Raw genomic sequence first — 26,989 nt, forward strand, 5'->3', positions numbered from 1 at the left:
CGGCGGCCCCGCAGGGAGCAACTCGCCGCAAGTGAACGTGCGTTCACGCTCGCTAGCTCGGGTGCGGCTCGATCCAGTCGTAGCCGTGGGTGACCAGCTCCTTGACCAGGCGCAGGTTGTAGCGGTTCATCGCGGCGATCCGCTCGGCCAGCTCGCCGACCCGCTTGTCGAACTCCCCGGCCGGGTACACGTCGTTGACCAGGCCCAGGGCGAGCGCCCGCGCGGCGTCGATCCGGGCGCCGGTGAACAGCAGCTCCTTGGCCCGCGCCTTGCCGATCCGCTCGGGCAGCCGCTTGACCCCGCCCCACCCGGGCGCCGAGCCGCCGAACTCGGGCTGGTCGGGGTCGCCGTCCTCGGTCATCTTGGGCCGGTACGGCGGGCGCGCGGACAGGGTGATCTCGACCAGGCCCATCTTGGCGTCGTCGGAGGCCACGATGAAGTCGGCGGCCAGCGCCAGCTCCAGCCCGCCGCCGACCGCGTACCCGTGCACGGCCGCGATGACCGGCACCGACAGCCGCTCCATCATCGCGAACGTCTTCTCGCCGAGCCGGCCCTGCTCGATCCGCTCCCTCGGGGTCAGCGTCTCCGACCAGCCCAGGTCCATGCCGGCGCAGAACGCCCGCTCGCCCGCGCCGCGCAGCACCACCACGCAGACGTCCTCGTCGTCGTCGATCCCGGTGAAGATCGTCCGCAGCTCCGCCATGGTGGTGGGCGTGAGCGCGTTGAGCTTGTCGGGCCGGTTCAGGGTCAGCCAGGCCACCCGCTCGTCGATCTTCAGGTCGACGGTCTCGTAGGCGTTCTCCAAGGCGTTTCCGGGCATCGGCGAGTTCCTCCCAGTGGTGTGGATCAGCTCCGGGGCAGCCGCAGGCCCCGGGTGGCGATGACGTTGCGCTGGATCTCGGCGGCGCCGCCCAGGAACGTGGCCGCGACCGCGTCCCTGCGCATGTGGGTGAACGTGCCGTTCAGCGGCGCCCCGGCGCGTTCCCAGAGGGCGCCCGACCGTCCGAACGCCTTGGCGCCGGTACGGGCGAGCCGCTGGTGCAGCTCGGCGCCGAACAGCTGGTTGACCGACGCCTCGAAACCGGGCTCGGCGCCCGCCGCCTGCCGCGAGACGGTGTAGCGGGCCAGGTTGGCCAGCACCCGGATCTCGGTGTGCCGGCGGGCGATCTCCCGGCGGAACGAGGCGCCGCGGTCGGTGCGGGTGCGGGCGCGGCCCTCCGGCGAACGCACGTAGGCGACCAGGTCGTTGAGGGCCTGCTCGTACTTGATGGTGGCGCCGATCCCGGCCCGCTCGAACCCGAGCGCGGTCATGGCGACGTACCAGCCGCGGTTCTCCTCGCCCACCCGGCAGGACTCGGGCACCCGCACGCCCTCGAAGAACACCTCGCAGAACGGGGTGTCGCCGCGCAGGTCGACGATGGGCTGCACGGTCACGCCGGGCGTGGCGGCGTCCACCAGGAGGAAGGTGATGCCGCGGTGCCGCGGCTCGGCGTCGGGATCGGTCCGGACGAGGACGAACAGCCAGTCCGCGTACTGGCCGAGCGAGGTCCACACCTTCTGCCCGTCGATCACGTAGCCGTCGCCGTCGCGGACCGCGCGGGTGCGCAGCGCGGCCAGGTCCGAGCCCGCGCCCGGCTCGGAGAAGCCCTGCGCCCAGGTCCGCTCGCCGCGGGCGATCGGGGGCAGGTGCTCGGCCTTCTGTTCCCTGGTGCCGTGCACGAGCAGGGTCGGGCCGAGCAGGAAGGCGCCGATCCCGTTCACCGTCGGCACCCGGGCCCGCATCAGCTCCTCCAGGAGGATGAACTCCTCCATCGGCGACAGCCCGGCACCGCCGTACTCGACCGGCCAGTGCGGGGCGATCCAGCCCCGTTCGGCGAGCGCCGCCGCCCACGCGCGGGCGCCCTCCCGCCGTACGGGGTCGGGCCCGGACCGGTCGGCGGGCCAGGTGTAGCCGAGGACGTCCTCGGGCTCCAGGCTCTGCTCGGCCTCGGTGTCGGGGCCGTAGGAGGGCGGGAAGCGGTCCCGGACGAAGGCCCGGACCTCCTCCCGGAACGCGGCCTGCTCCGGTGTGTCGTCCCAGTTCACGCCGTCCCCTCCTGTTCGCGGTCCCAGGTCGCGGGCGGCTCGGTGAGGGGCTCGGTGAGGGGCTCGGTGAGCGGCTCGGTGAGCGGCTCTGGAACGACCTGCCGCCCGGCGGCCCCGGTGGCCCCGGCGGCCCCGGTGGCCCCGGCGGTCTCGGCGGGCGGGGCGGGCCCGGCGGCTCCGGCGGTCTCGGCGGGCCGGGCGCGTTCGCGGTCCCAGGTGGCCGCCGTGACGCCGTTCTCGCCCTCGGCCCGCATCCGGTACTTGGCGACCTTGTCGGTGGGCGTGCGCGGCAGGGCGTCCACGAACTCGACGTAGCGGGGGACCATGGACCGCGGCAGCCGTTCCTCGCAGAACGCGACCAGCTCGGCCGGATCGAGGCCGCGGCCGGGCTGGACGACGACGCTCACCTTGATGTCCTCGTCCTCCAGCTCCGAGGGCACCCCGATCGCCGCGCACTCCAGCACCGCCGGATGCAGGTTGATCTCGCACTCCAGGTCGAACGCCGAGATGTTCTCGCCGCGGCGCCGGATGGCGTCCTTCATGCGGTCGAGGAAGTAGTAGTAGCCGTCGTCGTCCTTCCATACCCGGTCGCCGGTGTGGAACCACATGTTCCGGAAGCAGCGGGTGGTCGCCTCCCAGTCGCCGTAGTAGCCGGTGGTGATCACGAACGGCTGCCGGGGGCGCAGCACCAGCTCGCCGGGCTCGCCGGGGCCCACCTCGCGGTCGTGCTCGTCGACCACGGCCACGTGGAAGCGCTCCTCGTGGGCCTGCCCGCACGATCCGGTGCGCCACTCGCCGTACGGGCTGCCGGTGGCGATGCCCGCCTCGGTGCTGGTGTAGGTCTCGACCGAACGGACCCCGAAGCGGTTCCGCAGCGGCTCGTCCAGGCTGGACTTGCCCATGTAGAACGTCTCCATCGGGTGGTCCCGGTCGCGCGGCGAGGGCGGCTGGTTGAGCAGGATCGGGATCATCGAGAACACGCTCATCGTGACCCGCGCGTCGAACCGGCGGACGTCGTCCCAGAAGCGGGAGGCGCTGAACCGTTCCACGATCGCGATCGACCCGCCGCCCAGCAGCGCCGACAGCATGCCGTCCCACAGCGCGGCGGCGTGGAAAAGCGGGAGCGGGCAGTAGATCGTCTTGCCCCACCGGTCGAGGAAGTCGAGGGAGTCGTAGGCGCAGGTCAGCGCGAGGGCGTGCGGCACCATGGCGCCCTTGGACGGGCCCGTGGTCCCGGAGGTGTACATGATCGCCTGGAGGTCGGCGAAGCCCACCCCGGCCGACACCTCCCCGGTGCCGTGCGCGTAGAGCGCGGACATGTCGGTGGCGGGGCGGCCGAGCGCCTCCAGCGGCACCCCCGCGCCGGCGGAGTCGCGGACGATGACCAGGCCCAGGTCCGGCAGCCGGCCGGCCACGGCGGGGATCCGCTCGGCGTACGGGCCGTCGACGATCAGCCAGCGGGCGTCCGAGCCCGCCAGGACGTGCCGCAGCAGCTCACCGCGGTAGGCGATGTTGATCGGCACGGCCACCGCGCCGAGCCGTGCCAGCGCGAAGATGACGTGGACGAAGTCGGCGCAGTTGGGGAGCATCACGCCGACGTGGTGGCCGCGGCCGACACCGAGCGCGGCCAGGCCGCGGGCCATCCGGTCGGCGGTGGAGTCCACCTCGCCGTAGGTGATCTCGCCGTCCCGGAACTTGAGAAAGGGCTCCCTCCGGTGGGTCCGCGCCTGCGACCGGAGGACGTCCCCCAGGACGAAGCCCTCCAGCGTCTCTGTGCGCAACCGTTGGCGCATCCGAACCTCCGCTGCCGCGCGTGGCGGCGTTCAGGGTTGGCGGGTAAGCGGGATTGGCGGCGGCTGGGTCGTGCTGATCGGACATAGATCTATAAAAAGGGACGTTGACCTAATTACTTCAACACGAACGTAGAAATGCGGCAACAGTGACACAAGGGAGCAAAAAGGTCACCCGAGCGTTGCATCGTCCCGGGGAACGCTCATGTGACCTGGGCCGGGAGGGGGTTCCGGTCCGCCGGATGCCCCGGGACCGCGAGCGTCGGCGACCTTTCGATCACGCAGGTCCGGGTTGAGGCGGAGCGGGAGCGGGCAGGATCGACTGTCGCGCGGAACGCCGGACCGGCCGCCGATGCGGCCCGTGAAACCGGAGCCGGTCCCGGCGGCGCGACCAGGGGCCGCGCCGCCGGGACCGGTGAACCGCCGTCCGGCATGAGGTCAGCGCGCCGGCCGGCCGGCCCCCGGCGCCGAGGCCGGCAGGGAACCGGGAGCCGCGCCCGTGGCGGAGACGGGCCTCGGGAACCCGGGAAGGTTCGGCAGCTGGTCGAGGCGCACCATGGTGGGACGCTGGCCGCCGTTGTGCGGAAGGTCGCGCCGCACCGGAGGCCGGTCCGCCCGGTGCCGGTGCGGGTGCGCCCTGCGCGGCGCCGGCCGGTCGTCCGCGGGACTCACCGAACCGCCGTCCGCCCCCAGGTCGCCGAGCTGGTGGGCGGTCTGGACGACGGTCGGCGACCAGTACCGCGGAGCCGGGGCGCCCGGCCGCACGGCCCCCGCGAACCGGTTGACGCGCCGCGCGGTGAGCGGGTCGATGCGCACCCGCGCTCCCCGGTTCGGAGCGTGGATGAAGCGATCTCCCTTGAGGTACATGCCGACATGGCCGCGGTTGTTGAAGAAGATCAGGTCGCCTGGACGGAGCCTCTGCAGGCTCACCTTGCGGTCGACGGCGCGGTACTGGTCCCAGGTGACGCGCGGGAGATCGACGCCCGCCCGCTCCCAGGCCCGCATCACCAGACCGGAGCAGTCGTAGGAGTACGGGCCGGTGGCGCCCCATACGTAGGGCTTGCCGATCTGGTCGCGGGCGAAGCGGATCGCGGTCCGGGCACGCTGCTTCTGCCGGGCGATCCTCGCGCGGTACCTGTTGTAGGCGCGCACCTTGCGCATGGTGGCGGCGCTGACCCTGAGCCGCCCGGCGGAGGTGGGGCGGGGCTCGGCGTGCTGCTGCGGGAGCTGTGCCGCGAGGGCCGCCTGGGCTGGTTGGGCCGCTTGGGCCGCTTGGGCCGCCTGAGGCCCCTCGGGCGCCCGGGGTGCCTGGGGTGCCGCCTGGCCCGTCTGGGCCTGTGCCGTGGCACCCGCCGGAATGGCCACTAACACCGACGCGGCCATCAGGAAGGTCACTGCCGGCGGAATCATCCGCACCGCCTGTTTAGGTCTGGTGCGGCTGTTCGCGCGAGCGGGTGCCGGCAGGTCCGGCGCGTCATGCCGAACGTCCATAGAACGTCCTCCGAAGTCGGCGGGTGGTGCTCCGTCGTTTTTCGAGACAACGACTACCCGTGCGCCCCGCCGAACTATTCGGCCCGGTGGCGGACTTTATGTGATCATGGAACGTCCATGGAAATGTCATGTTCCCGGATTGGTGGCCACACCGCTAAGGAACGAACATAGAACGCCATCCAGGAGGAAAAAGGGTGGAGTGTCGATTGGTGACGATCATGTAGGTGAAATACCTCCGTTCCGGTACCCGATGAGCATCGCGACATATCGGGCATGGCTGTGTTCCCTCGCCGCCCGCCGGATCCGTTGAACGGCCGCGCCCGGCTCGTCCCGCCACGACCCTGGACGGAGCCTCCATTGCGAAAAGGTCATCTCGCTAGGATTGTCACGGTTTCGCGAGGGGGTGCCGATCCGGAGAGGGGTGCGCCATGGCGCCGGGACGCGAACGTTCACCACACTGATGATCAGCGGAACGGAAGTGTCAGGGCTCGCCGCCTGCTCCTCCGAAAGCGACGAACCGATGCGGCCGGGATCTCGGCGAGACCGTCCGCCTGGCTCTCTGTGCCGGAGCCCGACTTCGGCGGCACCGCGTTACAAGGACGCGCGATTCACCCTGGACGGGGGCGACCCTCCGGCCGGATCGGACTGCCGGCTGTTCACCCGCCAGGACCATGACCTGGACGGCCGCCCAAGGGGCGAGGCCGCCGCCCGGATGACGGCGGCCGGTCAGTGGGCGGCGGCGTTCCAGTCGGGGCCGCTGCCGATGGCGACCTCCAGGCCCACGCTGAGCGGGTAGGCGGTGGTCATCCCCGTGCGGACCAGGTCGCGGACGCGGTCATGCTCGCCCGGGGCGACCTCGACGAGGATCTCGTCGTGGACCTGGAGCAGCAGCCGGCTGCGCAGCCCGGCCGCGGTGAGGGCCTCGTCCACCCGGAGCATCGCGATCTTGACGATGTCGGCGGCCGAGCCCTGGATCGGGGCGTTGAGCGCCATCCGTTCCGCGGTCTCGCGACGCTGCCGGTTCTCGCTGGACAGATGGGGCAGGTACCGGCGGCGGCCCAGGACCGTGCGGGTGTAGCCGGTGCGCCGGGCCTCCTCCACCACGCGGTCGAGGTAGTCGCGCACGCCGCCGAGGCGGGCGAAGTAGGCGTCCATCAGCGGGCGCGCCTCGGCCACCGCGATCCCCAGCTGCCGGGCCAGGCCGAACGCCGACAGCCCGTAGGCCAGGCCGTACGACATCGCCTTGATCTTGCGGCGCATGTCCGGGGTGACCCCGTCCGCGGCGACCCCGAAGACCCGCGCCGCCATCGTGGTGTGCAGGTCCTCGCCGGACTCGAACGCCGCGAGCAGGGTCGGATCCTGGGAGAGGTGGGCCATGACGCGCAGCTCCAGCTGGCCGTAGTCGGCGGTCATGATGGCCTCGAAACCGTCACCGGGCAGGAACGCCCGCCGGATGCCCCGGCCCTCCTCCGTACGGACCGGGATGACCTGGAGGTTGGGCTCGGTGGAGGTCAGCCGGCCGGTGGCGGCGACGGTCTGCTGGAACGTGGTGTGGATCCGGCCGTCCGCGCCGACGCCCCGGATCAGCCCGGCCACCGTCATCCGCAGCCGGGACCAGTCGCGGTGGCGCAGCAGGATCCGCGGCATCGGGCTGTCGGTCTGCGTGGCCAGCCAGGTCAGCGCGTCCACGTCGGTGGAATGCCCTGACTTGATCTTCTTGGTCTTCGGCAGCCCCAGATCGCCGAACAGCACCTCCTGGAGCTGCTTGGTCGATCCCGGGTTGAACCGGCGCCCGGCGATCTCCGCGGCCTCGTCCGCGGCCTCCTCCATCGCGTCGGCGAACCGCTTCTCCAGCTCGCGCAGCCGCCCCTCGTCCACGAACACGCCGGCCCGCTCCATGCGGGCCAGCAACCCCGCCAGGGGCAGCTCCACCTCGTTCAGCACCGTGTCCATGCCCGTCTCGGCCAGCTCGCCGGCGAACGCGGCGGCCAGGTCGAGCACGGCACGCGCCTGGAGCATCAGCCCGGACGGCCCGTCCGCGGACGGGCGGCGCCCCAGGTGCCGGGCCGCCAGATCGGGGATCCCGTACGCGGCCAGTCCGGGCAGGAGCAGGTAGGCCGCCACGGCGGTGTCGATGGCGACGCCGTCGATCCGGCCGAAGAGGCGCAGCAGCGACTTCAGGTCGTGCACCGCCTTGGGACGGCCGGGGTCGGTGAGCCAGTCCGAGAAGGCCCGCCTGTCGGCCTCGGTCAGCCGGGCGGGCTCGAAGGACGCCGCGAAACCGTCCCCGGTCGCCAGCGCGACCAGGGCGTTCTCGATGTCGACGGCCAGCCCCAGGGGCCGTTCCACGGCACCCGCCCGGGTCCGGAACCAGCCGGCCAGCTCGTCCGGGCCCAGCTCGCGGCCCTTCAACGGCTCGTGCTCCTCGGCCGGTGGCCTCCCGCCGCCCGGATCGGCGGCGAACAGCCGCTGCCGCAGGCTGGCGTTGCGGAACTCCAGATCGTCCAGGAGCGCGCTGAAGGCGGGCAGGTCGTACGGCCGCCGCCGCAGATCGCCGAGGGCCACCGGCAGCTCGACGTCACGGACCAGCTCGGTCAGCCGCCGGTTCAGCCGGACGGTGTCCAGCGCGGCCCGGAGCCGCTCGCCGGCCTTGCCCCGCACCTCGCCCGCCCGCTCCACCAGCGCGGCCAGGGACCCGTACTGGCGGATCCACTTCGCCGCCGTCTTCTCGCCGATGCCGGGGATGCCCGGCAGGTTGTCGGACGGATCGCCGCGCAGCGCCGCGAAGTCGGGGTACTGGGCCGGGGTCAGCCCGTACCTCTCCTCGACCAGCTCGGGCGTGTACCGGATCAGCTCCGTGGCCGTCCGGTAGAAGTACAGGACGGTGACGTCCGGCCCGACCAGCTGGAGCGCGTCCCGGTCGCCGGTGCTGATCAGCACCTCGAACCCCTCCGCCACCGCCGCCGCGGTCAGCGTCGCGATGACGTCGTCCGCCTCGTACCCCGGCGCCCGCAGCGTCGTCACGCTCATCGCCGCCAGCAGGTCGTCGAGGATCCGCAACTGGTCGTGGAACTCCTCCGGCGACCGCGCCCGGCCGGCCTTGTACTCCGGGAACGCCTCCGTACGGAACGTGCGCCGCGAGGCGTCGAACGCGACCGCGACATGGGTGGGCCGTTCGTCGCGGAGGGCGTTGGCCAGCATGTTGGCGAACCCGTAGATCACATTGGTCGGCTGCCCTCCCGTCGTGCTGAAGTTCTCGGCGGGCAGCGCGTAGAACGCCCGGTAGGCCAGCGAGTGGCCGTCCAGCAGCAGCAGGCGGGGCCGGTCGGTCATACCCTCATCCTGACAGCCGCCCCCGACATTCCGGCAGGTGAGGCGTACGGTCGTACAAAGGGAAGGAGGCCGCCCGTGCGTTCCGACGTTCCATCGCTCCGGCTCCTCGGACGCCCGCTGCCCGCCCTCGGGCACGCCCGGATGTACGTCTGCGGGATCACCCCCTACGACACCACCCACCTCGGCCACGCCAGGACGTTCGTCTGGGCCGACGTGGCCGCCCAGGTCCTGCGCCACGCCGGGAACGCCGTCGAGGTCTGCCGCAACGTCACCGACGTCGACGACGTTCTGACCAGGGCCGCCCGCCACGCCGGCAGCCCCTACGACAGCTTCGCCGCCGTCCAGCAGTTCTACTTCGAGCAGGACATGGCCGCCCTCGGCGTCCACCCGGTCACCTACCAGCCCCGCGCGCACACCCACGTCCGCGAGGTGGTCATGCTGGCCGGTGCCCTGCTCGACCTCGGTCGCGCCTACGAGCGGGAAGGGGCGGTGTACTTCCGGGGGAGCGACGTCCCCGGCCGGGCGGGCCTGGACGAGCGGGCGGCCCGTGAACTGCTGGAGGAGTTCGCCGACGAACCCGGCGACCCGCTCGAGGACGACCCGTTCGACATCGCGGTCTGGCGCCCGTCCCGCGACGGCGAACCGGCCTGGCCCAGCCCCTGGAGCCCCGGCCGTCCCGGCTGGCACGCCGAATGCGCGGCGATGGCCATGGCGACCTTCGGGCCTGCCCTCGACCTGCACGCGGGCGGCGCCGACCTCCGCTTCCCGCACCACGCCTACGAGGCCGCCCTGGCCGAGGCGCTCACCGGGGTCCGCCCGTTCGCCCGTTCCTGGATGCACGTCGGCGTCGTCCGCAAGGACGGCGCCAAGATGGCCAAGTCGACCGGCAACCTGGTCTTCGCCTCCGACCTGCTGCGCGACCACCCGTCCCCGGTGATCCGCCTGGCCCTGCTGTCGCGCCCGTGGGCCCAGGAATGGGACTACGACCCCGCCGACCTGACCGCCGCCGCGTCCCGCCTGGACCGCCTGCACACCGCCGCAGGCCGTTCGTCCACGTCCTCGTCCATGTCCACGTCCGCTGACGAGGCCGCGACCGCGGCCCTGCTCGACGACCTGGACGTGAACACCGCCCTGAACATCGCCGAACAGGAGGGAGGCCGGACGGCCCGCACCGTCCTGAACGTCCTGGCCCTGGCCTGACCCCCACCGCCCCGCCGCCCCGCCGCCCGCGCCGTTCCCGTGTGGACGCGCCGTTCCCGTGCGGACGCGCCCGCCCGAACGTTGACTTGCGGCGAGTTGCTGCCTTGGGGTGCCCCGAGTCGACGACTCGCCGCAAGGCAACGTGCGCGTTGCGGTGTCGTGGCACCCTTGCGTCCGTGATCGATCACTCGGGCCGGCAGGTGCCTGGACGACGCCGGAGCCATGGGCGCGTGGTACAGATCGCCGTCACCGCGTCCGTGGCCGTCCTCGCGGGTTGCGGTGGGGCCGCGGGCTGGTCCATGGGGATCTTCGCCTCCAAGGGCCGGTTCAGGGCGGTGGACGCCTGCACGCTGATGCCGCCGCCCACCGTGCTGGCGCCGCTCGTGCGCAACGGGGCCAGGGAACGGGGTGATTCGAGGCCGAGGACGCTGCTGGGGCATACCAGCGGCGGTGATCTCGCGTCGCAGTGCAAGTGGAGCAGCGTGCCGACGGGACAGGACCGGCCCTTCCGTACGGTGCGGGTGCACGTCGAGACGAAGAAGCGCAGGCAGGGGCCCGTCTCGGCGGAGGACAGCGCGGAGAAGGCCCTCGCGCTCTGGAGGAAGAACACGTCGCCGAGCCGCGCGAGGACGCTGACGAAGGTCGACCTGGGCGAGGAGGGATACACCCGCACCGATCAGATGGCCATTCAGATCACCGTCTTCCGCACCGATGTCTACGACCTGCACGCCAAGTTCCGCGCATCCAATGCGGTGGTGGACGTGTCAGCGCGCACCCACACCGAACCGGGCGAGAAGGAAAGGGCGCTGGTGCTGGATCTGGCACGGGAGGTCGCGGCACGGCTCGACCGCACCCGCTGACGTCCCAGGGCGCGACCCCGTCAGGACGAGCGCTCCGCCTCCAGTTCGGCCCACACCACCTTGCCCCCACCGCTCAGGGGACGCGTTCCCCAGCGAACGACGAGCTGTTCCATGAGGAGCAACCCTCGTCCGGACTCGCTGAGATCGCCCGGCGCCCGGATGAGGGGTGGATCGTCTGACCGATCCCACGTCTCCACTACGGGAAGCCCGTTCCGCATATAGGCGCGAACGACGATGAGATCGCCGGCCTCCGAACCATGCATGATCGCATTCGTCGCCATTTCGGACACGACGATGCGCGCGGTGTAGCTTTCCAGTCCCCAAGCGCCGAGGACCATCCCCACCCAGTCCCGTGCCTCTTTGATCGCCTCTGGAACGGCCTTCAGCACGATCGTCGGCGTCTCCACCATGTTCCCTCCGGATGTCGGTGACTCCGCGCACAGACTTCCTCGCTGGGCGTAGTCTTGTCGCGGTGCCGAACAACCCCCGGAAGAATCGCGATCAAGAAAAGCGAGGTCCGGTGACGAACGAACCCCCCGACCCGAGATCATCAATGTGGGCGTGGATCGCTTACGCCCTGCGTTGGAACCGTATAGAGCGCGGCGAGACCGGCGATGTCCTCGCCAAGAGGCTCAACTGCGCCCGGTCCACGATTTCCAGACTGGAGTCAGGTGAAGCCAAGCTCGCCGACAAGCAGGCCGCGGTGTGCGACAAGGAGTGGAGGACGGGAGACTTCTTCGCTACAGCTCTCTACTACGCCAGACTTGGGTACAGCCCGAACTGGCTACAAAGCCTGACCGAATTCGAGAACCGCGCATCAGTGATCTACAGCTACGCTGGGCAGATCATCCCAGTCCTGCTCCAAACGCCCGACTACGCTCGTGCCGTCTTGATGGCAGGGCGGCCGAAGGACCTGGAGGGAACGGTGGCGCGGCGAATGAGCCGTCAGGCCATTCTTGAGGGACCCAATCCGCCCGAGCTGTCCGTGCTGCTCTCAGAGGGCGTCCTAGACATTCCGGTTGGTGGGCCGGTCATCATGCGTGCTCAGCTCGACCACCTCTTGGTGATGTCTCAGCGGCCCAATGTGGTGGTGCGAGTAGTCCCGCGTGAGGCAGGCGCACATGAGGGACTCGACGGCCCGTTCAAGATCTTCACGGTCCGGGAAGGAGATGTTGGATTCGTCGAGGCCCCGACAGGAGGACGTCTCGTCCCCGAAGTGGACGAGGCGCGTGAACTCCGGGCGAGGTTCGAACGTATCGGCCATCTCGCTCTCCCCGTACACTCCTCGCAAAGGCTGATCAAGTCGCTGATGGAGGGGATGGTGTGATGACTACTAACTGGCGGAAGTCCGCACGATCGTCCGAAGGTACATCCGAGCAGTGTGTCGAGGTCGCGCGGCTCTCGGAGGGTATCGGCGTGCGTGACAGCAAGAATCCGGACGGCCCCAATCTCGTTGTGAGTCGGGATGTGTTCAAGGCGTTCACGGCAGCGTTGAAGAAGTAGGCATGGCGGTGTGAGGTCCCGGGTGACCAATGCCGGGGCCTCACCCTGTATAAGGGATGTCACCCCCGTACTCTTCTAAAGAACCGAGCCTTACGTATGGGGAGACGGTGCGATGAGTCCCAAGTGGTGCAAGTCAACCCGCTCGTCTCAGGGTACCTCCGGGCAGTGCGTTGAGGTTGCGCGGCTCTCGGAGGGTATCGGCGTGCGTGACAGTAAGAATCCGGACGGCCCCAATCTCGTTGTGAGTCGGGATGTGTTCAAGGCGTTGACGACTGCGTTGAAGAAGTAGGGCCAGGGTCAGGCCCGCCTGAGGGGTCACTGCGGCCCTCCTGTGTGGGTGAGAGACCTAATCCTTCCTCTATTAGCGAGTATTAGCGAGCCTTCACCACTCTTCGGAGTGAGGGCACCAGTGCGGACAGCAACCGCTGTCAGTGCTGGTGTCCGCGGTCTGGGGCCTTATTACTCAGTGCTCCAGCAGGCGCCTGTTTGAGAGACGTGTTCTCCGCCGCAGACCGTTCCTCTCGTTCTGTCGGACCCGGCCGTTACCTTGGACTTGGGCGCGGACGTACTGGGTGGGCAGCATCTAGGAGCGGGCATGAGCGACGACGAAACGATCGCCTATTACGATGAGATTCTTCACGCACGCCAGCTCAACGAGGCGATGTGCTGGACGGTCGTCGAATCCGTCGACGGGCCGATCACCCTCGAGACGGTCGCCGAACGTCTGGGCGGCTCTTCCAGCGGCATCGAGGAACTGCCGTGGGACGCCGCGTACCAGGACGACGATCAACATGTCGCGCACTTGGTGAAGGTCGGGCCTGCGGTGGGCGTCATCGAGATCAACGGCTACCAGGGCAGCCACATGCTGGAGTACCTCAGCGAGGGTGGCCGTGCGCACAGCGCCTTCTGGAACATCAACGCGCTCAGTTCTCTTGGCTGTGCCGCACTCGGGCACCTGCTGGACGTTCGAGGGACTGCGCCCCACGGACCGCACCGGCATGGACGTCGGCGTTCTGGACGAGGAACTCGACCCCCTCTACGCAGCGAATCACGATGAGGAGGGTTCCTACTTCGACTTCCGGGCCGTGATGATGGCGATCATCGAGTGGCGCACGGGCGTACGTTTCAAGGGGGAGTGGCTCGACACTCAGATGCCCGCGATCCGGCTGCCGGGATGGGTGAGGCCCAGGCGTGTGCTCCAAAGCGCCAGCTTCGATCCCGATCTCGAAGCGGCGCTGAGCTTGGCGACGCCCCTCACTCTCCATGCGTTCACCCGGGAAATGACGGAGCTCCTGGTGGAGCTGGGGGATCTAGCCGACGAACCGGAGATCCCACCTCTCCTGGAGCATCTCGCGCAGGGTGTCCCGCTTCGCGATGAGCGGTATCAAGGGTTGGATCAAATGGCTTACGTCTCAGCGGCGAATACGAAGACTCCACGCTGAGCACCCTTATCCGCAAATGCCGCCCGTGGCGCCGGGAGCAAGCGGCTTGGGCCATCTATCGCGCCGTCGCGCCGACCTTGGTCTCCCCTCTCCCGCTGCACAGTGTGCAGCTCACCCGCGTGATCCTCGGTGATGAGTGGCTCCCTGTCCGAACCCGCCTCCGCCGCCGGTTGAACCCCCGGGCACGCTGACCGTTGCGTTCTTCGCAAGCCTTCGATGCCATCGGCCCGAGGCCGCGGGGCGGTCTCGCCCCGGCCGGGGCGAGCGCCGGGGGTCAGTGGGGGTGGTGGGGGGCGGTCGCGGCGAGTTCGGCCAGCCGCCGTTCCAGGGACTGCCTTGGGTTGTGCTTCATGGCACTGAGTCACTGACGACGGCGGCTGAGGAGGGTGGCCATGGAGATCGCCGACTCGCCCGGACGCCCGCCAGTGGTTCGGCGGGTTCGAGGCAAGCCCGTGGATACGATCGGAAGGCGTTGGCCTCCGGGCGCGCTCGGTGTCCGGATATGGACTGTTTTCCATTACTTGTCTTATCTCGTTGCTCGGTTACGTTGGTCAGGAGTTGCCATGGCGTCACAGCAGTTCGAGCCCCCGTCGGGCACCCGCGACTTCCTCGCCGGTGCGCTGCGCGTCCGTGAGCATGTCTTCGCGCAGATCCGCGGGGTGTTCGAGCGGTACGGGTTCGAGCCGTTGCAGACGCCGGCGTTCGAGCGGCTGGAGACCCTGACCGGTAAGTACGGTGACGAGGGTGACAAGCTGATCTTCAAGATCCTGCGCCGCGGGGAACACGAAGCCACCGGCGAAGCCGACCTGGCGCTCCGCTACGACATGACCGTCCCTCTCGCGCGGGTGGTCGCCGGCTACGGCTCGCAGTTGCCGACGCCGTACAAGCGGTATGCGATGGGGCAAGTGTGGCGGGCCGACCGTCCGGGCAAGGGTCGGTTCCGTGAGTTCGCCCAATGCGACGTGGATGTGGTCGGGTCGGCGTCGCCGCTCGCCGACGCCGAGGTGGTGTGTGCGCTCACCGATGCGCTGGACGCGGTCGGGTTGCGTGAGTACCGGGTGCTGGTGAACTCGCGGCAGGCGCTGTCAGGCCTGCTGGAAGTCTATGGCGTCCCGTCCGAGCTGGGCGGTGGGGTGCTGATCACGCTGGACAAGCTCGACAAGCTGTCGCCGGAGAAGGTCGCGGCCGAGCTGGTGGAAGCTCGGTCGCTGGCCCCGGACATCGCCGAGTCGCTGGTGGGTGACCTGACGGCCCCTGACGCGGTGGAGCGGATGCGTACCGCGCTGAAGGACAGCGAGGCCGGCCGTGCCGGCCTGGAGGAGATCGGCCGGCTGTTGGAGCTGGCGTCGCCGAAGGTGGGCGAGGGCAGGATCGCGTTCACGCCGAGTCTGGTGCGAGGGCTGGACTATTACACCGGCGTCATCTTCGAGGTGGTGGCAGAAGGGATGCCGGGATCGATCGCCAGCGGCGGCCGATATGACGGGCTGATCTCCGCGCTCGGTGGCCCGGACGTCCCGGCCTGCGGTGGCTCCCTCGGCGTCGAGCGGATCATCGGGCTGCTCGGTGACGGCGAGGGCGGCGCGCACCGGATCGATGTCGCCGCCACAGTGATCGCCGAGGACACCGCGTCCGAGGTCATGGGGTTCGCCGCGCGGTTGCGGGACGTCGGCCTGCGGACCGAGGTGTATCTGGCCGCCAGCCGCAAGCTGGCCAAGCAGCTGAAGTGGGCCGCCGACCGCAAAGCGCGGTTCGCGCTTATTTATGGGGCGTCCGACAAGGAGGCGGGGGTGATCACGGTGCGGGACATGGACTCGGGGGAGCAGGCACAGGTTCCGGCCGACGAGCTTGCCGCGTATCTCACAAGGAGGTGCGCGCCGTCGAGATAACTCCATGATTGGAGCCAAGGATGGGTGTGCAAGGCGATCGCATCTTCGCCGCGATCCAGCAGAGGGGGTTCCCCGACCCCTGGTCGGCCTTCGGGGAGTGCCTGTCCTGGGAATCGGCCTACGCCGTCCAGCTCAAGCAGGCCATCGACCAGGCCCGTAAAGGCCCCGACGAGCCTCTCGCGCGAGCCGTCTCCGACCTGTTCGCCAAGAAGACCGCCAACCTCGCCAACGCCCGCAAGCTGCTTGACGACGTGCTCACCGAGTACGACCAGAACGGGATGTGGCAGGTCCTGGACGAGCGCGCGGCGCGCCTGGACATCGACGACGTCTCCGAACGCTGGGCCCACGGGCTGGTCGAGCACCCCTTCCCGATCGCGTTGCTGTCGTTGCAGTTCAACTGGCGCTACATGAAAGAACACGGCGTCCGGGCCTTCTACGAGATGACCTCCCGGTACATCGATGACCTCAGCGCCGGCAACCGCCGCTGGGGCGACGCCTGGGCCGCCGAAGCGGCGACAGGCATCATCGACCGCGTCACCACCGTCGAGTGCGACCTGGCCTCCGAAGAAGCCCCCATGCACTGTGACATCTGCAAGAAGACCATCACCGCACTGCTCTACCTCGACGAGTAGTCGGATGGCTACCACGTGGGAGTTGGCTGTCGGGCACTGATTGCTCGTTCGCCAGGGTCAGTGCGAGCGCCGGGGGTCAGTGGGGGTGGTGGGGGGCGGTCGCGGCGAGTTCGGCCAGCCGCCGTTCCAGGGCGGCGAGGCGGTCCGCGACGGGCTGGTCCTGGAGGAGCTGGGCGAGCTGGTCGGCCTCGTCGCCGTCCAGTTCGATGCCGCCGACGGGACGGTCGGAGCCGTCGGCGGGTACGGGTACGGGGCCCTCCGGCGCGGTGTCGTAGACGAACAGCTCCCGCTCGCCCGAGTGGCGGACGAGGACGGCGAGCCGCTGCCCGCGGCGGTTCGCGACGTGGTGCAGGACGCCGGCGCCGGGAACGGTGACTGATGTGATCTGCATGATGACCTCCGATTGATCAGGTGGTGCGGTCGGCCTCCGGGGCGCCGTACTCGCCGTGCCAGTAGGCCAGCCGGCCGCGGCGGCCCACGGCGCGCAGCCGCCGTTCGGTGGCCTCCCGTACGGATCCGGTGGCGACGACGAGGACCTCGTCCCCCTCGGCCAGGGTGGTGACGGGCGCGGGGACCAGGGTGGTGCCCGCGCGGACGATCAGGCTGACCACGGCCCCGGCGGGCAGCCGCAGCTCGGAGATCTCCACTCCGTGCAGGCAGGACCCCGGGGGGACGGTCACCGTCAGCAGTTCGGCGCCGAGTTCGTCCAGCGGCGCGGCCTCGACCTGCAGCTCGCGGGCCTGGTCCGGCCGGATCAGGCCGAGCCGCCGTGCCACCAGCGGCAGGCTCGGCCCCTGGATCAGCGTGAACACGACGACCAGGACGAACACGATGTTCAGCAGGTGCCAGGCGCCCTCGACGCCCGCGACGATCGGGAAGGTGGCCAGGACGATCGGCACGGCGCCGCGCAGCCCGGCCCAGGACAGGAAGATCTGCTGGCGCCACGGGATGCGGAACGGGGGCAGGCAGGCCAGGACCGAGATCGGCCGTGCGGCCAGCAGCAGGACCAGGCCGACCACCAGGGCCGCCCCGACCGCCTCCAGCATCCGGCTCGGGGTGACCAGCAGGCCGAGCATCACGAACAGGCCGATCTGCGCCAGCCAGCCCAGGCCCTCGGCGAAGGACCGGGTGGCGGCGCGGTGCGGGAGGTGGGAGTTGCCCAGGACCAGCCCGGACAGGTACGCGGCGATGATGCCGCTGGCGTTGAGCGCTCCGGCGGCGGCGAACGCGATGATGCCGAAGCCGACGGTGGCGAGCGGGTACAGGCCCGTGGCGGGCAGCGCGATGCGCCGCAGGGCGACGACGCCGACGCGGCCGATGACGACGCCCAGCACGGCGCCCACGGCCAGCTGGTAGAGCAGGTTGCCGGCGATGCTCCCGGGGCCGGGCAGCTCGGACGCGGCGGTGCTGAACAGCAGCACCAGGATGATGGTGGGCGCGTCGTTGAACCCCGACTCCGCCTCCAGCAGCCCGCTGACCTTCGGCGGCAGCGGCAGGGTGCGCAGGACGGCGAACACGGCCGCGGCGTCCGTCGAGGACACGATCGCGCCCAGGAGAAGCGCCAGCCGCCACTCCATCCCCAGCAGGAAGTGCGCCCCGGCCGCGGTGACGAGCACCGAGACGGCCACGCCCGCGGTGGCCAGTACCCCGGCGGGCATCAGCAGCCGCCGTACGGTGGTCCACGAGGTGGTCAGGCCGCCCTCGACGAGGATCAGGGCCAGGGCCGCGGTGCCGAGCGCCTGGGCGAGCTGGGCGTTGTCGAAGTCCAGCCCCAGGCCGTCCTCGCCGATGAGCAGGCCGAGGCCCAGGAAGAACAGCAGGCTGGGCAGTCCCGCCCGGTGCGCCACCCGGGCCGCGGTGATGCCCGCCAGCAGCACCGCGCCGCCGATGAGCAGGGCGATGTAGAGCTGCTGCAAGGTCATCGTGTTCTCCCCCTGTCGCGGCGCCCGTCGTGCGCCGCGTGACCGACCGTCCGCACCGTGCCTAGGAGGGTTTTCGGCCGTCCGCCGCCCAGCGGAGCACGCTGTGCAGCGGGACGTCGGCCCGGACGATCTCCAGCAGGGACACCGAGAGCCCCCAGCCGCCGACGGCGGCGTCGACATCGGCCGGCGCGTCGACCGGGCCCGAGGCGGAGCCGCCCAGCTCGGCGAGGGTCAGCCCGGCGACGTGGCGGCGCACCTGGCTCTCCACGATCACGCTGACGGCCGCCGAGGGGTGCGGGGCCGTCCGCAGCGCGAAGCGTTCGGGATCGGAGACCGAGACCAGGGCGATCGCCTTCAGCCGCACGACCGCCCCGTCGCGGGTGACCGCCTCCAGCCACACGTCCAGCGGCTCCCACTTCAGCGGCACGCGGACCCACCGGTCGATGCCCGGGATCACCAGGACCCGGCCGGGGCCCCGTACGGTGGTGGCGCCGCCGAACCGGGAGACCACCAGGCGCTCGTCCCCGGGAACGACCCGTACCATCATCGCGACCAGTACCGGGGCCAGGACGAGCAGGAGCAGGACGGCCGATCCCCACGCGACGGTGTCGTCCGGCCGCGTCGCGGCGGCCATCAGGCCGCCCGCCGGAAGCCCGTCGGTCATGGCACCCCTCCTTCCCGGAGACGACGCTCGGGAACGTCCCTCACCTGGCCTTTCGTGGTCCGTTCCAGGGTGCCCCGCGTACGGGCGCGCGCACCATCAGGTGTGACAGCCATTTCGAGCAGGCCGATTATGTAGATCGGGCACCACCCGATGGGGTGCGTCCCCCATGGACAGGGACGGGTCCGAAGGCCGAGGCTGGTCGCATGGCTTGGGGGAGCATCGTCGCAGCGCTTCGGCGGACGGTCCGGGCACCGGCGGGTGGAGGGGAGCACGGATCGGCGCGTTCCCCGACGACCAGGCTGTTCTGGCGGATCTTCGCCGGTAACGGCGTGATCTTCGCGGTGGGGCTGACGCTGCTGGCCCTGTCCCCGGCGACGGTGTCGTCCCCCGTGCTGCTCGCCGAACTGCCGGTGCTGACCGCCGGCCTGGCCCTCATGCTGGGGATCAACGCCGTGGTGCTGCGCAACAGCCTCAGCCCGCTGGACCAGCTGGCGCCGCTGGCCGAACGGGTGGCGGCGCTGCGCACCGGCGACCGGCTCCCCTCGACCGGGGACGGTGACGTCGGCCGCCTGGTCGCCACCCTGAACGATCTGCTCGACCGGCTGGAGTCCGACCGCAACAGCGGCGCCGCGCTGGCGCTGGCGGCGCAGGAGACCGAACGCCGCCGGATCGCCCAGGAACTGCACGACGAGATCGGCCAGAGCCTCACCGTGGCGCTGCTGGACCTGAAGCGCGCCATGGACCACGCCCCGGAGGGGCTGCGGGAACAGCTCCACAACGCCCAGGAGACGGTCCGGGCGGGCCTGGACGAGGTGCGGCACGTCGCCCGCCGCCTGCGGCCGGGAGTCCTGGACGACCTCGGGCTGCTCAGCGCCCTGACCGCGCTGGCCGTCGAGTTCTCCAAGGCCGGCGGTGTTCCGGTGCGCCGCGCGCTCGATCCCGCGCTGCCTCCTCTCGGCGACGACGTCGAACTCGTCGTCTACCGCGTCGCGCAGGAGGCGCTGACCAACGTCGCCCGGCACGCCCACGCCACGGCGGCCGAGCTGTCCCTGGGCCGCCGGAACGGAGACCTGGTCCTGGAGATCGCCGACGACGGGAAGGGCCCGCCCGTACGGGAGGGGGCCGGCATCCACGGCATGAGGGAGCGCGCCGCGCTGGTCGGCGGCCGGCTGACCATGGGCACGGCGGCGGGGGGCGGGCTCCGGGTCGTCCTGACGATCCCCCGCGCGGCCGGGCGGGAGCCCGCGCCGTGACCGCCGCCGAGCCGACCCGGATCCTGCTGGCCGACGACCACGCGCTCGTCCGCCGGGGGCTGCGCCTGATCCTGGACGCCGAGCCCGACCTGACCGTCGTCGCGGAGGCCGGCGACGGCACCGAGGCCGTCGAACTGGCCCGCCACGGCGTGGACCTGGCGATCCTCGACATCGCCATGCCCCGCATGACCGGCCTCCAGGCGGCCCGCGAGATCACCCTGCAGAGCCCGCACGTGCGCGTCCTGATGCTGTCGATGTACGACAACGACCAGTACCTGTTCGAGGCCCTCAAGGCGGGCGCCGTCGGCTACGTCCTGAAGTCGCTGGCCGACCAGGACCTCATCCAGGCGGTCCGCGCGGCGATGCGCGACGAGCCGTTCCTGTACCCCGGGGCCATCGCCACGCTCATCCAGGACTACCTGGGGCGTGACGCGTCACCGGACGAGCGGGCCGCCGGCCGGGCGCGGGAGGAGGCCACGGCGCAGCTGACCCCGCGGGAGGAGCAGATCGTCAAGCTCATCGCCGAGGGCAACTCCTCCAAGGAGATCGCGCGGGCGCTGTTCATCAGCGTCAAGACCGTCGACCGCCACCGCGCCAACATCCTGTCCAAGCTCGGGATGCACGACCGGCTCCAGCTCACCCGCTACGCCATCCGCGCCGGCCTGATCGAGCCCTGACACCGGCGCGGCCGGACGACCCGGCGGGGCCGCTCTTCCGGGCGCGGCCGGACATCCGCCGGGCAAGCGTGATCATCCGGTCGCCGCCGGGCGGGCGTCAACACTCGGCAATAACTGCCGATCACGCAGAGTGAGCATCTGGTGGGCGGGGCAGTCCACGAGCGACCCGTTCGGGAGCCGCGCGCGGCTCGACCCGCCAAGGAGGACGCGATGGAGATGCCCGAGGTCAAGGCCTGTGAGGTCGAGGACTGTGCGTACAACAGGCAGCGTTCCTGCCATGCCCTGGCGATCACCGTGGGTGACCCTCGGCGCCCTGGCTGCGACACCTTCTTCGGCACGTCCACCAAGGGCGGCGACCCCGACAACGTGGGCGGGGTCGGCGCCTGCAAGATGGCCGACTGCCGGCACAACGTCCGGTTGGAGTGCCAGGCCCCCGGTATCTCCGTCGGGTACGTGGAGGACGCGGCGAGCTGCCTCACCTACGCCCCCGCCTGACCGCCCTCCCTCCCGGGGGCCGTCAGGGGACGTCTTCGGGGAGGAAGAGGCGGAGGTCGTCGAGGGTCGGTTCGACGCCGCCGCGCTCCAGCCTGGCGACGCGGCGGGCGTGGGCGGTCTTGAGGGTCTCGAAGAGCTTCCGCACCTGGCGGGCGTTGCCCTGGGCGAACGCCTCGCGGTGGGCGTCCAGGTGGGCCCGGACGGCCTCGGCGGTGTCGTCCGGGAGGACGAAGCCGGACTCCTCGGCCTGCCGGGCGAGGATCGACAGCAGCTCCTCCGGCGCGTACGAGGGGAACGTGATGGTGCCGGAGAAACGTGAGGCCAGGCCAGGATTGGCGGCGAGGAAGCCGGTCATCTCGGCGGTGTAGCCGGCGGCGATGACGATCACCTCGTCGCGGTGGTCCTCCATCAGCTTGACCAGGGTGTCGATGGCCTCCTGCCCGAAGTCGTGGCCGGTCCCGGTGGGGCGGGACAGGGTGTAGGCCTCGTCGATGAACAGGACGCCGCCGCGGGCCCGTTCGAAGACCTCGGTGGTCTGGACGGCCGTGTGGCCGACGTACCGGCCGACCAGGTCGCCGCGGGACGTCTCGACGACCTGGCCGCGGGCCAGCACGCCCAGCGCGGCCAGCAGCTCGCCGTACAGGCGGGCCATGGTGGTCTTGCCGGTGCCGGGCGGGCCGGAGAAGACCAGGTGGCCGGGCATCGGGTCGGCGGGCAGCCCGGCCTGCTCCCGGCGCCGGGTCGCGGCGATCACGTCGAGCAGGTCGTGGATCCGGCCCTTGACCTCGGCCAGCCCGACCATCGCGTCCAGCCGGTCCATGATCGACTGGAGCTGGCCGGGGTCGCGGGCGTCGCCGTACCGGACGGCCAGGCCGCGCTCGACGACGCCGTCGAGGTCCTCGGGGAGCAGCAGGGCCAGTTCCTCGGCGGAGGGGAGGTCCTCCCGGTCGGCCAGCCGCAGCGCCTGCTGTTCGAGGGCGGCCTCGAAGATCCGCCGTGCCTCGCGGCCGTTGCCGAAGTGCTCGCCGCGCCGGGCCTGCCGGAAGTGCTCCAGCAGCGCCTGCTCGGTCTCCTCGGCCAGCCGGAAGCCGTACTGGCCGGCCAGCCGCCGGACGATCCCGGTCAGCTCGGCGGGGCCGTAGTTCTCGAACTCGATCGTGCGGGAGACGCGGGACCGCAGCCCGGGGTTGGCGTCCAGGAACTCGCGCATCTCCGCCGAGTAGCCGGCGAACACCACCACGACCTCGTCGCGGTGGTCCTCCATCAGCTTGACCAGCGCGTCGATGGCCTCCTGCCCGAAGTCGCCGCCCGACCCGAACCGCCGGGACAGGGTGTAGGCCTCGTCGATGAACAGCACGCCGCCGCGGGCCTTGCCGAACACCGCGGTGGTCTTCTGCGTCGTCTCGCCCAGGGCCTTGCCGACCAGGTCGGCGCGGGACACCTCGGTGAACGCGCCCTCCTGGACGACGCCCAGGGCGGCCAGCAGCCGCCCGTACAGCCGGGCGACGGTGGTCTTGCCGGTGCCGGGGGCGCCGGAGAAGACCAGGTGGCGCCCCATCGCGGGGCCCTGCGGCAGCCCGGCCCGGCGCCGCTGCTCGGCGACCCGCATGAACTTGATCAGTTTGCCGATCTCCTGCTTGACCTCCTGGAGCCCGACCATGGACTCCAGCTCGGCCAGCAGCGCGTCCACGCCCTGCTCGGCGGGAGCGGCGGCGGGGGCGGCGGCGGGCTCGGCCTGGGAAGGGGCGGGCGCGGGCGGGGGCTCGGCGGGCGCCGGCACGGGCTCGCCCTCGGAGTCGACCCCGACGCCCTGGCGGTCGTCGGCCGCGTTGCCGTCCGAGGTCGTGCCCTCGGTACGGACCCGGGAGCCCGCCACGGTCACGATGCCCGGCCCGTCGTTGCCGCTGATGGTGCAGTCCCGCAGGACCATCTCGGCGCCCGGGTCGGCGAGGGCCCCGGCGCCGCTGTTGCCGGTCACCCTGGCGCGGTCCAGCGTCATGATCCCCTGGGCGGTGACCGCGGCGCCGTACTCGCACGACTCGAGGGCGCCGCCGACGAAGGTGGCGGTGGCGGAGCGGTGCACCAGCAGGCCGTACTGCTTGGCGCGGGTGACGTCGCAGCCCTCGAACCGGGCGGTGGAGTGGTCCTCGATGGCGATGCCGTTGTTCGCGGCGTTCCGTACGGTGACCCGGTCGGCGGTCAGGGTGCCCGACGCCGTGACCCAGACGCCGTCCACCCCCGCGCCCTCGACGACCAGCCCCTCGGCGGTCGCCTCGGCCCGGTCCCGGACGACCAGCCCGCCCTGCGCGCTGTGCCGGACGCTGCCGCCCCGGACGGCCGCGGTGGAGCGGTTCTGCACCAGGATCCCGCCGGCCTTGGCGCCCTCGATCCGGCAGTTCTCGATCAGCGGGGACGAGCCGGAGTTCACCCAGATGCCGTGCTCCCCGGCGTCCCGGATCCGGACCTCCCGGACGGTGACCTTGCTGCCGCTGTGCAGGGAGATCCCGCACAGCCCGGCGCCGATCACCTCGGTCTCCTCGACCACCCCGACCGAGTCGGAGTAGACGATCCCGCCGTCCCGCACGGTGCAGCGGCGCATGAACAGCTCCGCCCCGCCCCAGACGCTGATGGTCTTGGCCGAGACGCTGATGAACTCGCACAGCTCGGCGCGGCAGGTCCCGCCGGTGACCTGGAGCGCGGTGCCGGCGTCGTGCCAGTTCCGCAGGGTCAGGCCCTGGAGCGTGACATGGCCCTCGACCCGCAGGTCGTGCTCCCCGGCGCCGTCGATCAGGACCGTTCCCGGGCCGCCGGCGGCGGTGATGACGGCGGTGCCCCAGAACGAGGCCGCCTCCATCCGGTACTGGCCGGGTTCGACCAGGATGTGGCGGCCGAGCCCCGCCGGGAGGGGCGCCTCGAACGCCTGGAGGATGGTACGGAAGGCCCTTGGGGCGGTCTGGGACACCACCAGGCGGCGCACGCGCCCTCCCTCGTCTCGGCTGATCTCGCCCTGAGATTATCGAGCCTCGGCGCGGGGGGACGGCCGGTCGGCCGGGCTCATGGGGGTTCGGCCGCGGAACGGTCCGGGCAGGCGGGGAGCGTGACCGTGACGGTCAGGCCGCCCCCTTGGCGCGGGCGGGCGGTGGCCTCGCCGCCGTGCGCGCGGGCGACGGAGCGGACGATGGACAGGCCCAGCCCGGCGCCCTTGGCGGTGATCACGCGGTCGGGGCCCAGCCGGCGGAACGGCTCGAACAGGGTCGGGACCTCGTAGGCGGCCACCGGGGGCCCGGAGTTGGTGACCACCAGCTCGACCAGATGGCCGTCCTCGCGGGCGCGGCTGGCGACCCGGACCCAGCCGCCCTCGCCGGAGTTGTGCCGGATGCCGTTCTCCACCAGGTTCTGGACGAGCCGTTCGAGGAGCAGCGCGTCGCCCGAGGTGGGCGCCTCGCCCGGGTCGTCGTGGACGGTGATCCCGGCCCGGTCCGCCTCCACCGCGGTCTGCGCGGCGACGTGCGCGACGATGTCGGCGAGGTCGACCGGCGCCGGGTCGGTGACCTCGTTCTCCGAGCCCGCGAGCAGGAGCAGGCCGGTGATGAGCCGCTCGTGCCGCATGTTGATCTCCAGCAGGTTCTCGCCGAGCCTCCTGACGTCGGGGGAGGCCGACTCCCGGTGCATGGCCATCTCGACCAGCGCCCGTCCCACGGTGAGCGGGGTGCGCAGTTCGTGCGAGGCGTTGGCGACGAAGCGGCGCTGGCCGTCGAAGGAGCGGTCCAGCCGTTCCAGCATCGTGTCGAAGGTGTCGGCGAGCTCCTTGACCTCGTCGTCCGGGCCGTCCAGGGCGATCCGCTCGTGCAGGCCGCGGTCGGCGGCGGGGGCGGCGGCGATCCGCCGGGCGGTGTCGGTCACCCGGTGCAGCGGCGCCAGCATCTGCCCCGCGATCAGCCAGCCCAGCCCGGTCGCGGCGGCGCCGACCACGACCAGCGCGATGCCGCCCTGGGTGAGCAGCGAGGTGGTGGCGGCGTCGTGCAGGCTCCGCTGCTGCGACTCCATCCCGGGGGCGGTGCCGGGGCCGGTGAGCGGGCCGGGCTCCCTGGTGATCGAGTACGCCTGGTCGGTGGCGGGCGGGCCCGGCCGGGCGGTGGGGGAGGCGGTGGCCGCGGGGCCCGGTCCGATCGTACGGCCGATGACCTTCACGCGCTGCCCCTTGATCTGCTGGGAGAACAGCACGTAGGTGACGCCGAGCAGCACCATGCCGGCGATCAGGAACAGGACGGCGTAGGTCAGGGTGAGCCGGGCCCGCAGGGGCATGCGGCGCGGCCTCGGCGTCGGGACTCTCATGGGATGCGGTACCCCGCTCCGGTCACGGTCTCGACGACGGGCGGGTCGCCGAGCTTGCGGCGCAGCTTCAGGATGGTGAGCCGGACGGCGCCGGTGAACGGGTCGGCGTGCTCGTCCCACGCCTTCTCCAGGAGCCGTTCGGCGGAGACCACGGCCCCGTCGGCGAGCAGCAGCTCGTTCAGCACGGCGAACTGCTGCCTGGGCAGCGGGACGTAGCGGCCGTCCCGGAACACCTCGCGGCGCGCGGGGTCCAGCGTGATGCCCGCGCGGCGCAGCACCGGCGGCGCGGCGGGGCGGCTGCGCCGGCCCAGCGCCAGGACGCGGGCGGCCAGCTCCGGGAAGGCGAACGGCTTGGTGAGGTAGTCGTCGGCGCCGAGCCCGAGGCCGTCCACCCGGTCGGTGACCTCCGCGGCGGCGGTGAGCATCAGCACCCGCGCGGCCCGCTCGCCCGCGACGATCTCCCCGCACACCCGGTCGCCGTGCACGACCGGCAGGTCCCGGTCCAGGACGACCACGTCGTAGTCGTGGACGGCGACGCGTTCCAGCGCGGCGCCGCCGTCGTGGGCGATGTCGACGGCGTGCGCCTCGCCGCGCAGCCACTCGGCGATCGCGCCGGCGAGCAACGGCTCGTCCTCCACCACCAGCACCCGCATGGCCCCGTCCCCTTCCAAGCCGGGGGTTCCGTTTCCTGGGCCGGTCCCGCCCCGGCGCGGACCGGCCCTAAGGGGAGGGTCCCGCATCGCGTGTTTCCTTTCCGTTAGTGAACGCCAGGCGCCGGAAGGGCGGAAACAGCGGGGAAACGTGCGGTCGCGTTGCATCACCCCCGTCGGCCGGAACAGGTCCGGCCCGTACGAGGAGAAGAGAGACGCGATGCGACTGCGGACCCGGAGCGCGCTGGCTTCGTTCCCGCTGGTGCTGGCCCTGGCGCTGACCGGGTGCGGCTCGGAGGAGAAGGACGGCGGGGTCGCCACCGTGAACGGCGGCGCACAGAAAGGGGGCGGGGACGGCGGCACGTCCGGCATGAGCCCGCACGACATGGCCGTGAAGTTCGCCGAGTGCATGCGAAAGAACGGCGTCCCGATGGACGACCCCCAGCCCGGCCAGGGCATCCGCATGAAGGTGGACAAGGGCAAGAAGGAGGCCATGGACAAGGCCATGGAGGCGTGCCGCCAGTACAACCCGCAGGCCAACGCCGATCCGGAGCAGAAGGCGGCGGCCGAGGAACGCGGTCGCGCGTTCGCCGCGTGCATGCGGAAGAACGGCGTGGAGAAGTTCCCCGACCCCGCCCCGGGACAGCAGGGCATCCGGATCACGCCTGAGATCGGCAAGGACCCGGACCTGGAGACGGCGCAGCGCAAGTGCCAGGACACCCTCGGCGGGCCGGGCGGCCCGGCCAAGACCGGCGGAGACCGGAAGTGACG

General features: G+C 71.5%; 25 protein-coding genes. 13 read left to right on the forward strand and 12 right to left on the reverse strand.

Annotated elements, in window-relative coordinates:
* Nucleotides 1-52: 52 nt before the first annotated feature.
* From IW256_RS39685 to polA, 5 genes are all read right to left on the reverse strand, one after another.
* Complete coding sequence (locus IW256_RS39685) at nucleotides 53-820, reverse strand: enoyl-CoA hydratase/isomerase family protein (protein ID WP_197015835.1); 768 nt, start codon at nucleotides 818-820, stop codon at nucleotides 53-55.
* A gap of 26 nt (nucleotides 821-846) precedes the next feature.
* Entirely contained in the window at nucleotides 847-2,085 is a 1,239-nt protein-coding gene (locus tag IW256_RS39690) for an acyl-CoA dehydrogenase family protein (RefSeq protein WP_197015836.1), read from the reverse strand.
* Nucleotides 2,082-3,878 (reverse strand): AMP-binding protein, encoded by a 1,797-nt coding sequence (locus tag IW256_RS39695; protein WP_197015837.1) that lies wholly within the window; start codon nucleotides 3,876-3,878, stop codon nucleotides 2,082-2,084. The genes IW256_RS39690 and IW256_RS39695 overlap by 4 nt, the downstream gene beginning before the upstream one ends.
* 435 nt (nucleotides 3,879-4,313) lie before the next feature.
* Entirely contained in the window at nucleotides 4,314-5,036 is a 723-nt protein-coding gene (locus IW256_RS39700) for a C40 family peptidase (RefSeq protein WP_197015838.1), read from the reverse strand.
* A gap of 1,056 nt (nucleotides 5,037-6,092) precedes the next feature.
* Nucleotides 6,093-8,699 carry a DNA polymerase I gene (gene polA / locus IW256_RS39705; protein ID WP_197015839.1) on the reverse strand — a complete coding sequence of 869 codons (2,607 nt, stop codon included), beginning with the start codon at nucleotides 8,697-8,699 and terminating at the stop codon, nucleotides 6,093-6,095.
* A 75-nt stretch (nucleotides 8,700-8,774) separates the two neighbouring features.
* Between polA and IW256_RS39710 the strand changes: the two genes are divergently transcribed.
* Together IW256_RS39710 and IW256_RS39715 are read left to right on the forward strand one after the other, a co-directional pair.
* On the forward strand, nucleotides 8,775-9,899 hold the full coding sequence (locus IW256_RS39710; protein ID WP_307829365.1) for a class I tRNA ligase family protein: 1,125 nt from the start codon (nucleotides 8,775-8,777) through the stop codon (nucleotides 9,897-9,899).
* Nucleotides 9,900-10,075: 176 nt separating this feature from the next.
* Entirely contained in the window at nucleotides 10,076-10,759 is a 684-nt protein-coding gene (locus IW256_RS39715) for a hypothetical protein (protein WP_197015840.1), read from the forward strand.
* 20 nt (nucleotides 10,760-10,779) lie between these two features.
* Here the strand turns inward: IW256_RS39715 and IW256_RS39720 are convergent, their stop codons facing one another.
* Complete coding sequence (locus IW256_RS39720) at nucleotides 10,780-11,169, reverse strand: ATP-binding protein (protein WP_197015841.1); 390 nt, start codon at nucleotides 11,167-11,169, stop codon at nucleotides 10,780-10,782.
* A 110-nt stretch (nucleotides 11,170-11,279) separates the two neighbouring features.
* Here IW256_RS39720 and IW256_RS39725 point away from each other — a divergent pair, with 110 nt between their 5' ends.
* The 7 genes from IW256_RS39725 (at nucleotide 11,280) to IW256_RS39755 (ending at nucleotide 16,222) form a co-directional block, all read left to right on the forward strand.
* A complete protein-coding gene (locus tag IW256_RS39725) occupies nucleotides 11,280-12,086 on the forward strand; it encodes a helix-turn-helix domain-containing protein (RefSeq protein WP_197015842.1) in 807 nt (268 codons plus the stop codon).
* Entirely contained in the window at nucleotides 12,086-12,262 is a 177-nt protein-coding gene (locus IW256_RS39730; RefSeq protein WP_197015843.1) for a DUF397 domain-containing protein, read from the forward strand. Before IW256_RS39725 ends, IW256_RS39730 begins: the two co-directional genes overlap by 1 nt.
* 112 nt (nucleotides 12,263-12,374) lie before the next feature.
* Nucleotides 12,375-12,551 (forward strand): DUF397 domain-containing protein, encoded by a 177-nt coding sequence (locus tag IW256_RS39735; protein WP_197015844.1) that lies wholly within the window; start codon nucleotides 12,375-12,377, stop codon nucleotides 12,549-12,551.
* 306 nt (nucleotides 12,552-12,857) lie between these two features.
* Nucleotides 12,858-13,319 (forward strand): hypothetical protein, encoded by a 462-nt coding sequence (locus IW256_RS39740; protein WP_197015845.1) that lies wholly within the window; start codon nucleotides 12,858-12,860, stop codon nucleotides 13,317-13,319.
* Complete coding sequence (locus IW256_RS39745) at nucleotides 13,261-13,704, forward strand: hypothetical protein (RefSeq protein ID WP_197015846.1); 444 nt, start codon at nucleotides 13,261-13,263, stop codon at nucleotides 13,702-13,704. The genes IW256_RS39740 and IW256_RS39745 overlap by 59 nt, the downstream gene beginning before the upstream one ends.
* Before the next feature lie 563 nt (nucleotides 13,705-14,267).
* Nucleotides 14,268-15,590, forward strand: coding sequence for a histidine--tRNA ligase (gene hisS, locus IW256_RS39750; protein WP_197015847.1), 1,323 nt, complete (start codon nucleotides 14,268-14,270; stop codon nucleotides 15,588-15,590).
* Between the two features lie 20 nt (nucleotides 15,591-15,610).
* On the forward strand, nucleotides 15,611-16,222 hold the full coding sequence (locus tag IW256_RS39755; protein ID WP_197015848.1) for a hypothetical protein: 612 nt from the start codon (nucleotides 15,611-15,613) through the stop codon (nucleotides 16,220-16,222).
* A gap of 76 nt (nucleotides 16,223-16,298) precedes the next feature.
* Here IW256_RS39755 and IW256_RS39760 read toward each other — a convergent pair whose 3' ends face one another.
* The 3 genes from IW256_RS39760 to IW256_RS39770 form a co-directional block, all read right to left on the reverse strand.
* Nucleotides 16,299-16,613 (reverse strand): cation:proton antiporter regulatory subunit, encoded by a 315-nt coding sequence (locus IW256_RS39760; protein WP_197015849.1) that lies wholly within the window; start codon nucleotides 16,611-16,613, stop codon nucleotides 16,299-16,301.
* A gap of 16 nt (nucleotides 16,614-16,629) precedes the next feature.
* Nucleotides 16,630-18,144 carry a potassium/proton antiporter gene (locus IW256_RS39765; RefSeq protein WP_197015850.1) on the reverse strand — a complete coding sequence of 505 codons (1,515 nt, stop codon included), beginning with the start codon at nucleotides 18,142-18,144 and terminating at the stop codon, nucleotides 16,630-16,632.
* A gap of 61 nt (nucleotides 18,145-18,205) precedes the next feature.
* Complete coding sequence (locus tag IW256_RS39770; RefSeq protein WP_197015851.1) at nucleotides 18,206-18,808, reverse strand: SPFH domain-containing protein; 603 nt, start codon at nucleotides 18,806-18,808, stop codon at nucleotides 18,206-18,208.
* Nucleotides 18,809-19,011: 203 nt separating this feature from the next.
* On the opposite strand from IW256_RS39770, the gene IW256_RS39775 reads away from it, so the two are divergent.
* From IW256_RS39775 to IW256_RS39785, 3 genes are all read left to right on the forward strand, one after another.
* Complete coding sequence (locus IW256_RS39775) at nucleotides 19,012-20,061, forward strand: sensor histidine kinase (RefSeq protein WP_197015852.1); 1,050 nt, start codon at nucleotides 19,012-19,014, stop codon at nucleotides 20,059-20,061.
* A complete protein-coding gene (locus IW256_RS39780) occupies nucleotides 20,058-20,738 on the forward strand; it encodes a response regulator transcription factor (protein ID WP_197015853.1) in 681 nt (226 codons plus the stop codon). The genes IW256_RS39775 and IW256_RS39780 overlap by 4 nt, the downstream gene beginning before the upstream one ends.
* 210 nt (nucleotides 20,739-20,948) lie before the next feature.
* Nucleotides 20,949-21,233 (forward strand): DUF1540 domain-containing protein, encoded by a 285-nt coding sequence (locus IW256_RS39785; RefSeq protein ID WP_197015854.1) that lies wholly within the window; start codon nucleotides 20,949-20,951, stop codon nucleotides 21,231-21,233.
* A 22-nt stretch (nucleotides 21,234-21,255) separates the two neighbouring features.
* On the opposite strand, the gene IW256_RS39790 is transcribed toward IW256_RS39785, so the two are convergent.
* The 3 genes from IW256_RS39790 to IW256_RS39800 form a co-directional block, all read right to left on the reverse strand.
* Nucleotides 21,256-24,210 (reverse strand): right-handed parallel beta-helix repeat-containing protein, encoded by a 2,955-nt coding sequence (locus IW256_RS39790; RefSeq protein WP_197015855.1) that lies wholly within the window; start codon nucleotides 24,208-24,210, stop codon nucleotides 21,256-21,258.
* Nucleotides 24,211-24,287: 77 nt separating this feature from the next.
* Complete coding sequence (locus IW256_RS39795; RefSeq protein WP_231404111.1) at nucleotides 24,288-25,538, reverse strand: sensor histidine kinase; 1,251 nt, start codon at nucleotides 25,536-25,538, stop codon at nucleotides 24,288-24,290.
* A gap of 26 nt (nucleotides 25,539-25,564) precedes the next feature.
* On the reverse strand, nucleotides 25,565-26,221 hold the full coding sequence (locus IW256_RS39800; RefSeq protein WP_197015857.1) for a response regulator transcription factor: 657 nt from the start codon (nucleotides 26,219-26,221) through the stop codon (nucleotides 25,565-25,567).
* 217 nt (nucleotides 26,222-26,438) lie between these two features.
* Between IW256_RS39800 and IW256_RS39805 the strand changes: the two genes are divergently transcribed.
* Entirely contained in the window at nucleotides 26,439-26,987 is a 549-nt protein-coding gene (locus tag IW256_RS39805; RefSeq protein WP_197015858.1) for a hypothetical protein, read from the forward strand.
* Nucleotides 26,988-26,989 lie beyond the last annotated feature (2 nt).

This window comes from Actinomadura viridis (assembly GCF_015751755.1).
GTDB classification, from domain to species: domain Bacteria; phylum Actinomycetota; class Actinomycetes; order Streptosporangiales; family Streptosporangiaceae; genus Spirillospora; species Spirillospora viridis.

What these genes read in the sequence shown, in the direction of transcription:
- IW256_RS39685 (WP_197015835.1), bottom strand. Translation starts at nt 820, where the DNA reads ATGCCCGGAAACGCCTTGGAGAACGCCTACGAGACCGTCGACCTGAAG.
- IW256_RS39695 (WP_197015837.1), bottom strand. Translation starts at nt 3,878, where the DNA reads ATGCGCCAACGGTTGCGCACAGAGACGCTGGAGGGCTTCGTCCTGGGG.
- IW256_RS39700 (WP_197015838.1), bottom strand. Translation starts at nt 5,036, where the DNA reads ATGCGCAAGGTGCGCGCCTACAACAGGTACCGCGCGAGGATCGCCCGG.
- polA (WP_197015839.1), bottom strand. Translation starts at nt 8,699, where the DNA reads ATGACCGACCGGCCCCGCCTGCTGCTGCTGGACGGCCACTCGCTGGCC.
- IW256_RS39720 (WP_197015841.1), bottom strand. Translation starts at nt 11,169, where the DNA reads ATGGTGGAGACGCCGACGATCGTGCTGAAGGCCGTTCCAGAGGCGATC.
- IW256_RS39730 (WP_197015843.1), top strand. Translation starts at nt 12,086, where the DNA reads ATGACTACTAACTGGCGGAAGTCCGCACGATCGTCCGAAGGTACATCC.
- IW256_RS39735 (WP_197015844.1), top strand. Translation starts at nt 12,375, where the DNA reads ATGAGTCCCAAGTGGTGCAAGTCAACCCGCTCGTCTCAGGGTACCTCC.
- IW256_RS39740 (WP_197015845.1), top strand. Translation starts at nt 12,858, where the DNA reads ATGAGCGACGACGAAACGATCGCCTATTACGATGAGATTCTTCACGCA.
- IW256_RS39745 (WP_197015846.1), top strand. Translation starts at nt 13,261, where the DNA reads ATGGACGTCGGCGTTCTGGACGAGGAACTCGACCCCCTCTACGCAGCG.
- hisS (WP_197015847.1), top strand. Translation starts at nt 14,268, where the DNA reads ATGGCGTCACAGCAGTTCGAGCCCCCGTCGGGCACCCGCGACTTCCTC.
- IW256_RS39755 (WP_197015848.1), top strand. Translation starts at nt 15,611, where the DNA reads ATGGGTGTGCAAGGCGATCGCATCTTCGCCGCGATCCAGCAGAGGGGG.
- IW256_RS39760 (WP_197015849.1), bottom strand. Translation starts at nt 16,613, where the DNA reads ATGCAGATCACATCAGTCACCGTTCCCGGCGCCGGCGTCCTGCACCAC.
- IW256_RS39765 (WP_197015850.1), bottom strand. Translation starts at nt 18,144, where the DNA reads ATGACCTTGCAGCAGCTCTACATCGCCCTGCTCATCGGCGGCGCGGTG.
- IW256_RS39770 (WP_197015851.1), bottom strand. Translation starts at nt 18,808, where the DNA reads ATGACCGACGGGCTTCCGGCGGGCGGCCTGATGGCCGCCGCGACGCGG.
- IW256_RS39775 (WP_197015852.1), top strand. Translation starts at nt 19,012, where the DNA reads ATGGCTTGGGGGAGCATCGTCGCAGCGCTTCGGCGGACGGTCCGGGCA.
- IW256_RS39785 (WP_197015854.1), top strand. Translation starts at nt 20,949, where the DNA reads ATGGAGATGCCCGAGGTCAAGGCCTGTGAGGTCGAGGACTGTGCGTAC.
- IW256_RS39795 (WP_231404111.1), bottom strand. Translation starts at nt 25,538, where the DNA reads ATGCCCCTGCGGGCCCGGCTCACCCTGACCTACGCCGTCCTGTTCCTG.
- IW256_RS39800 (WP_197015857.1), bottom strand. Translation starts at nt 26,221, where the DNA reads ATGCGGGTGCTGGTGGTGGAGGACGAGCCGTTGCTCGCCGGCGCGATC.
- IW256_RS39805 (WP_197015858.1), top strand. Translation starts at nt 26,439, where the DNA reads ATGCGACTGCGGACCCGGAGCGCGCTGGCTTCGTTCCCGCTGGTGCTG.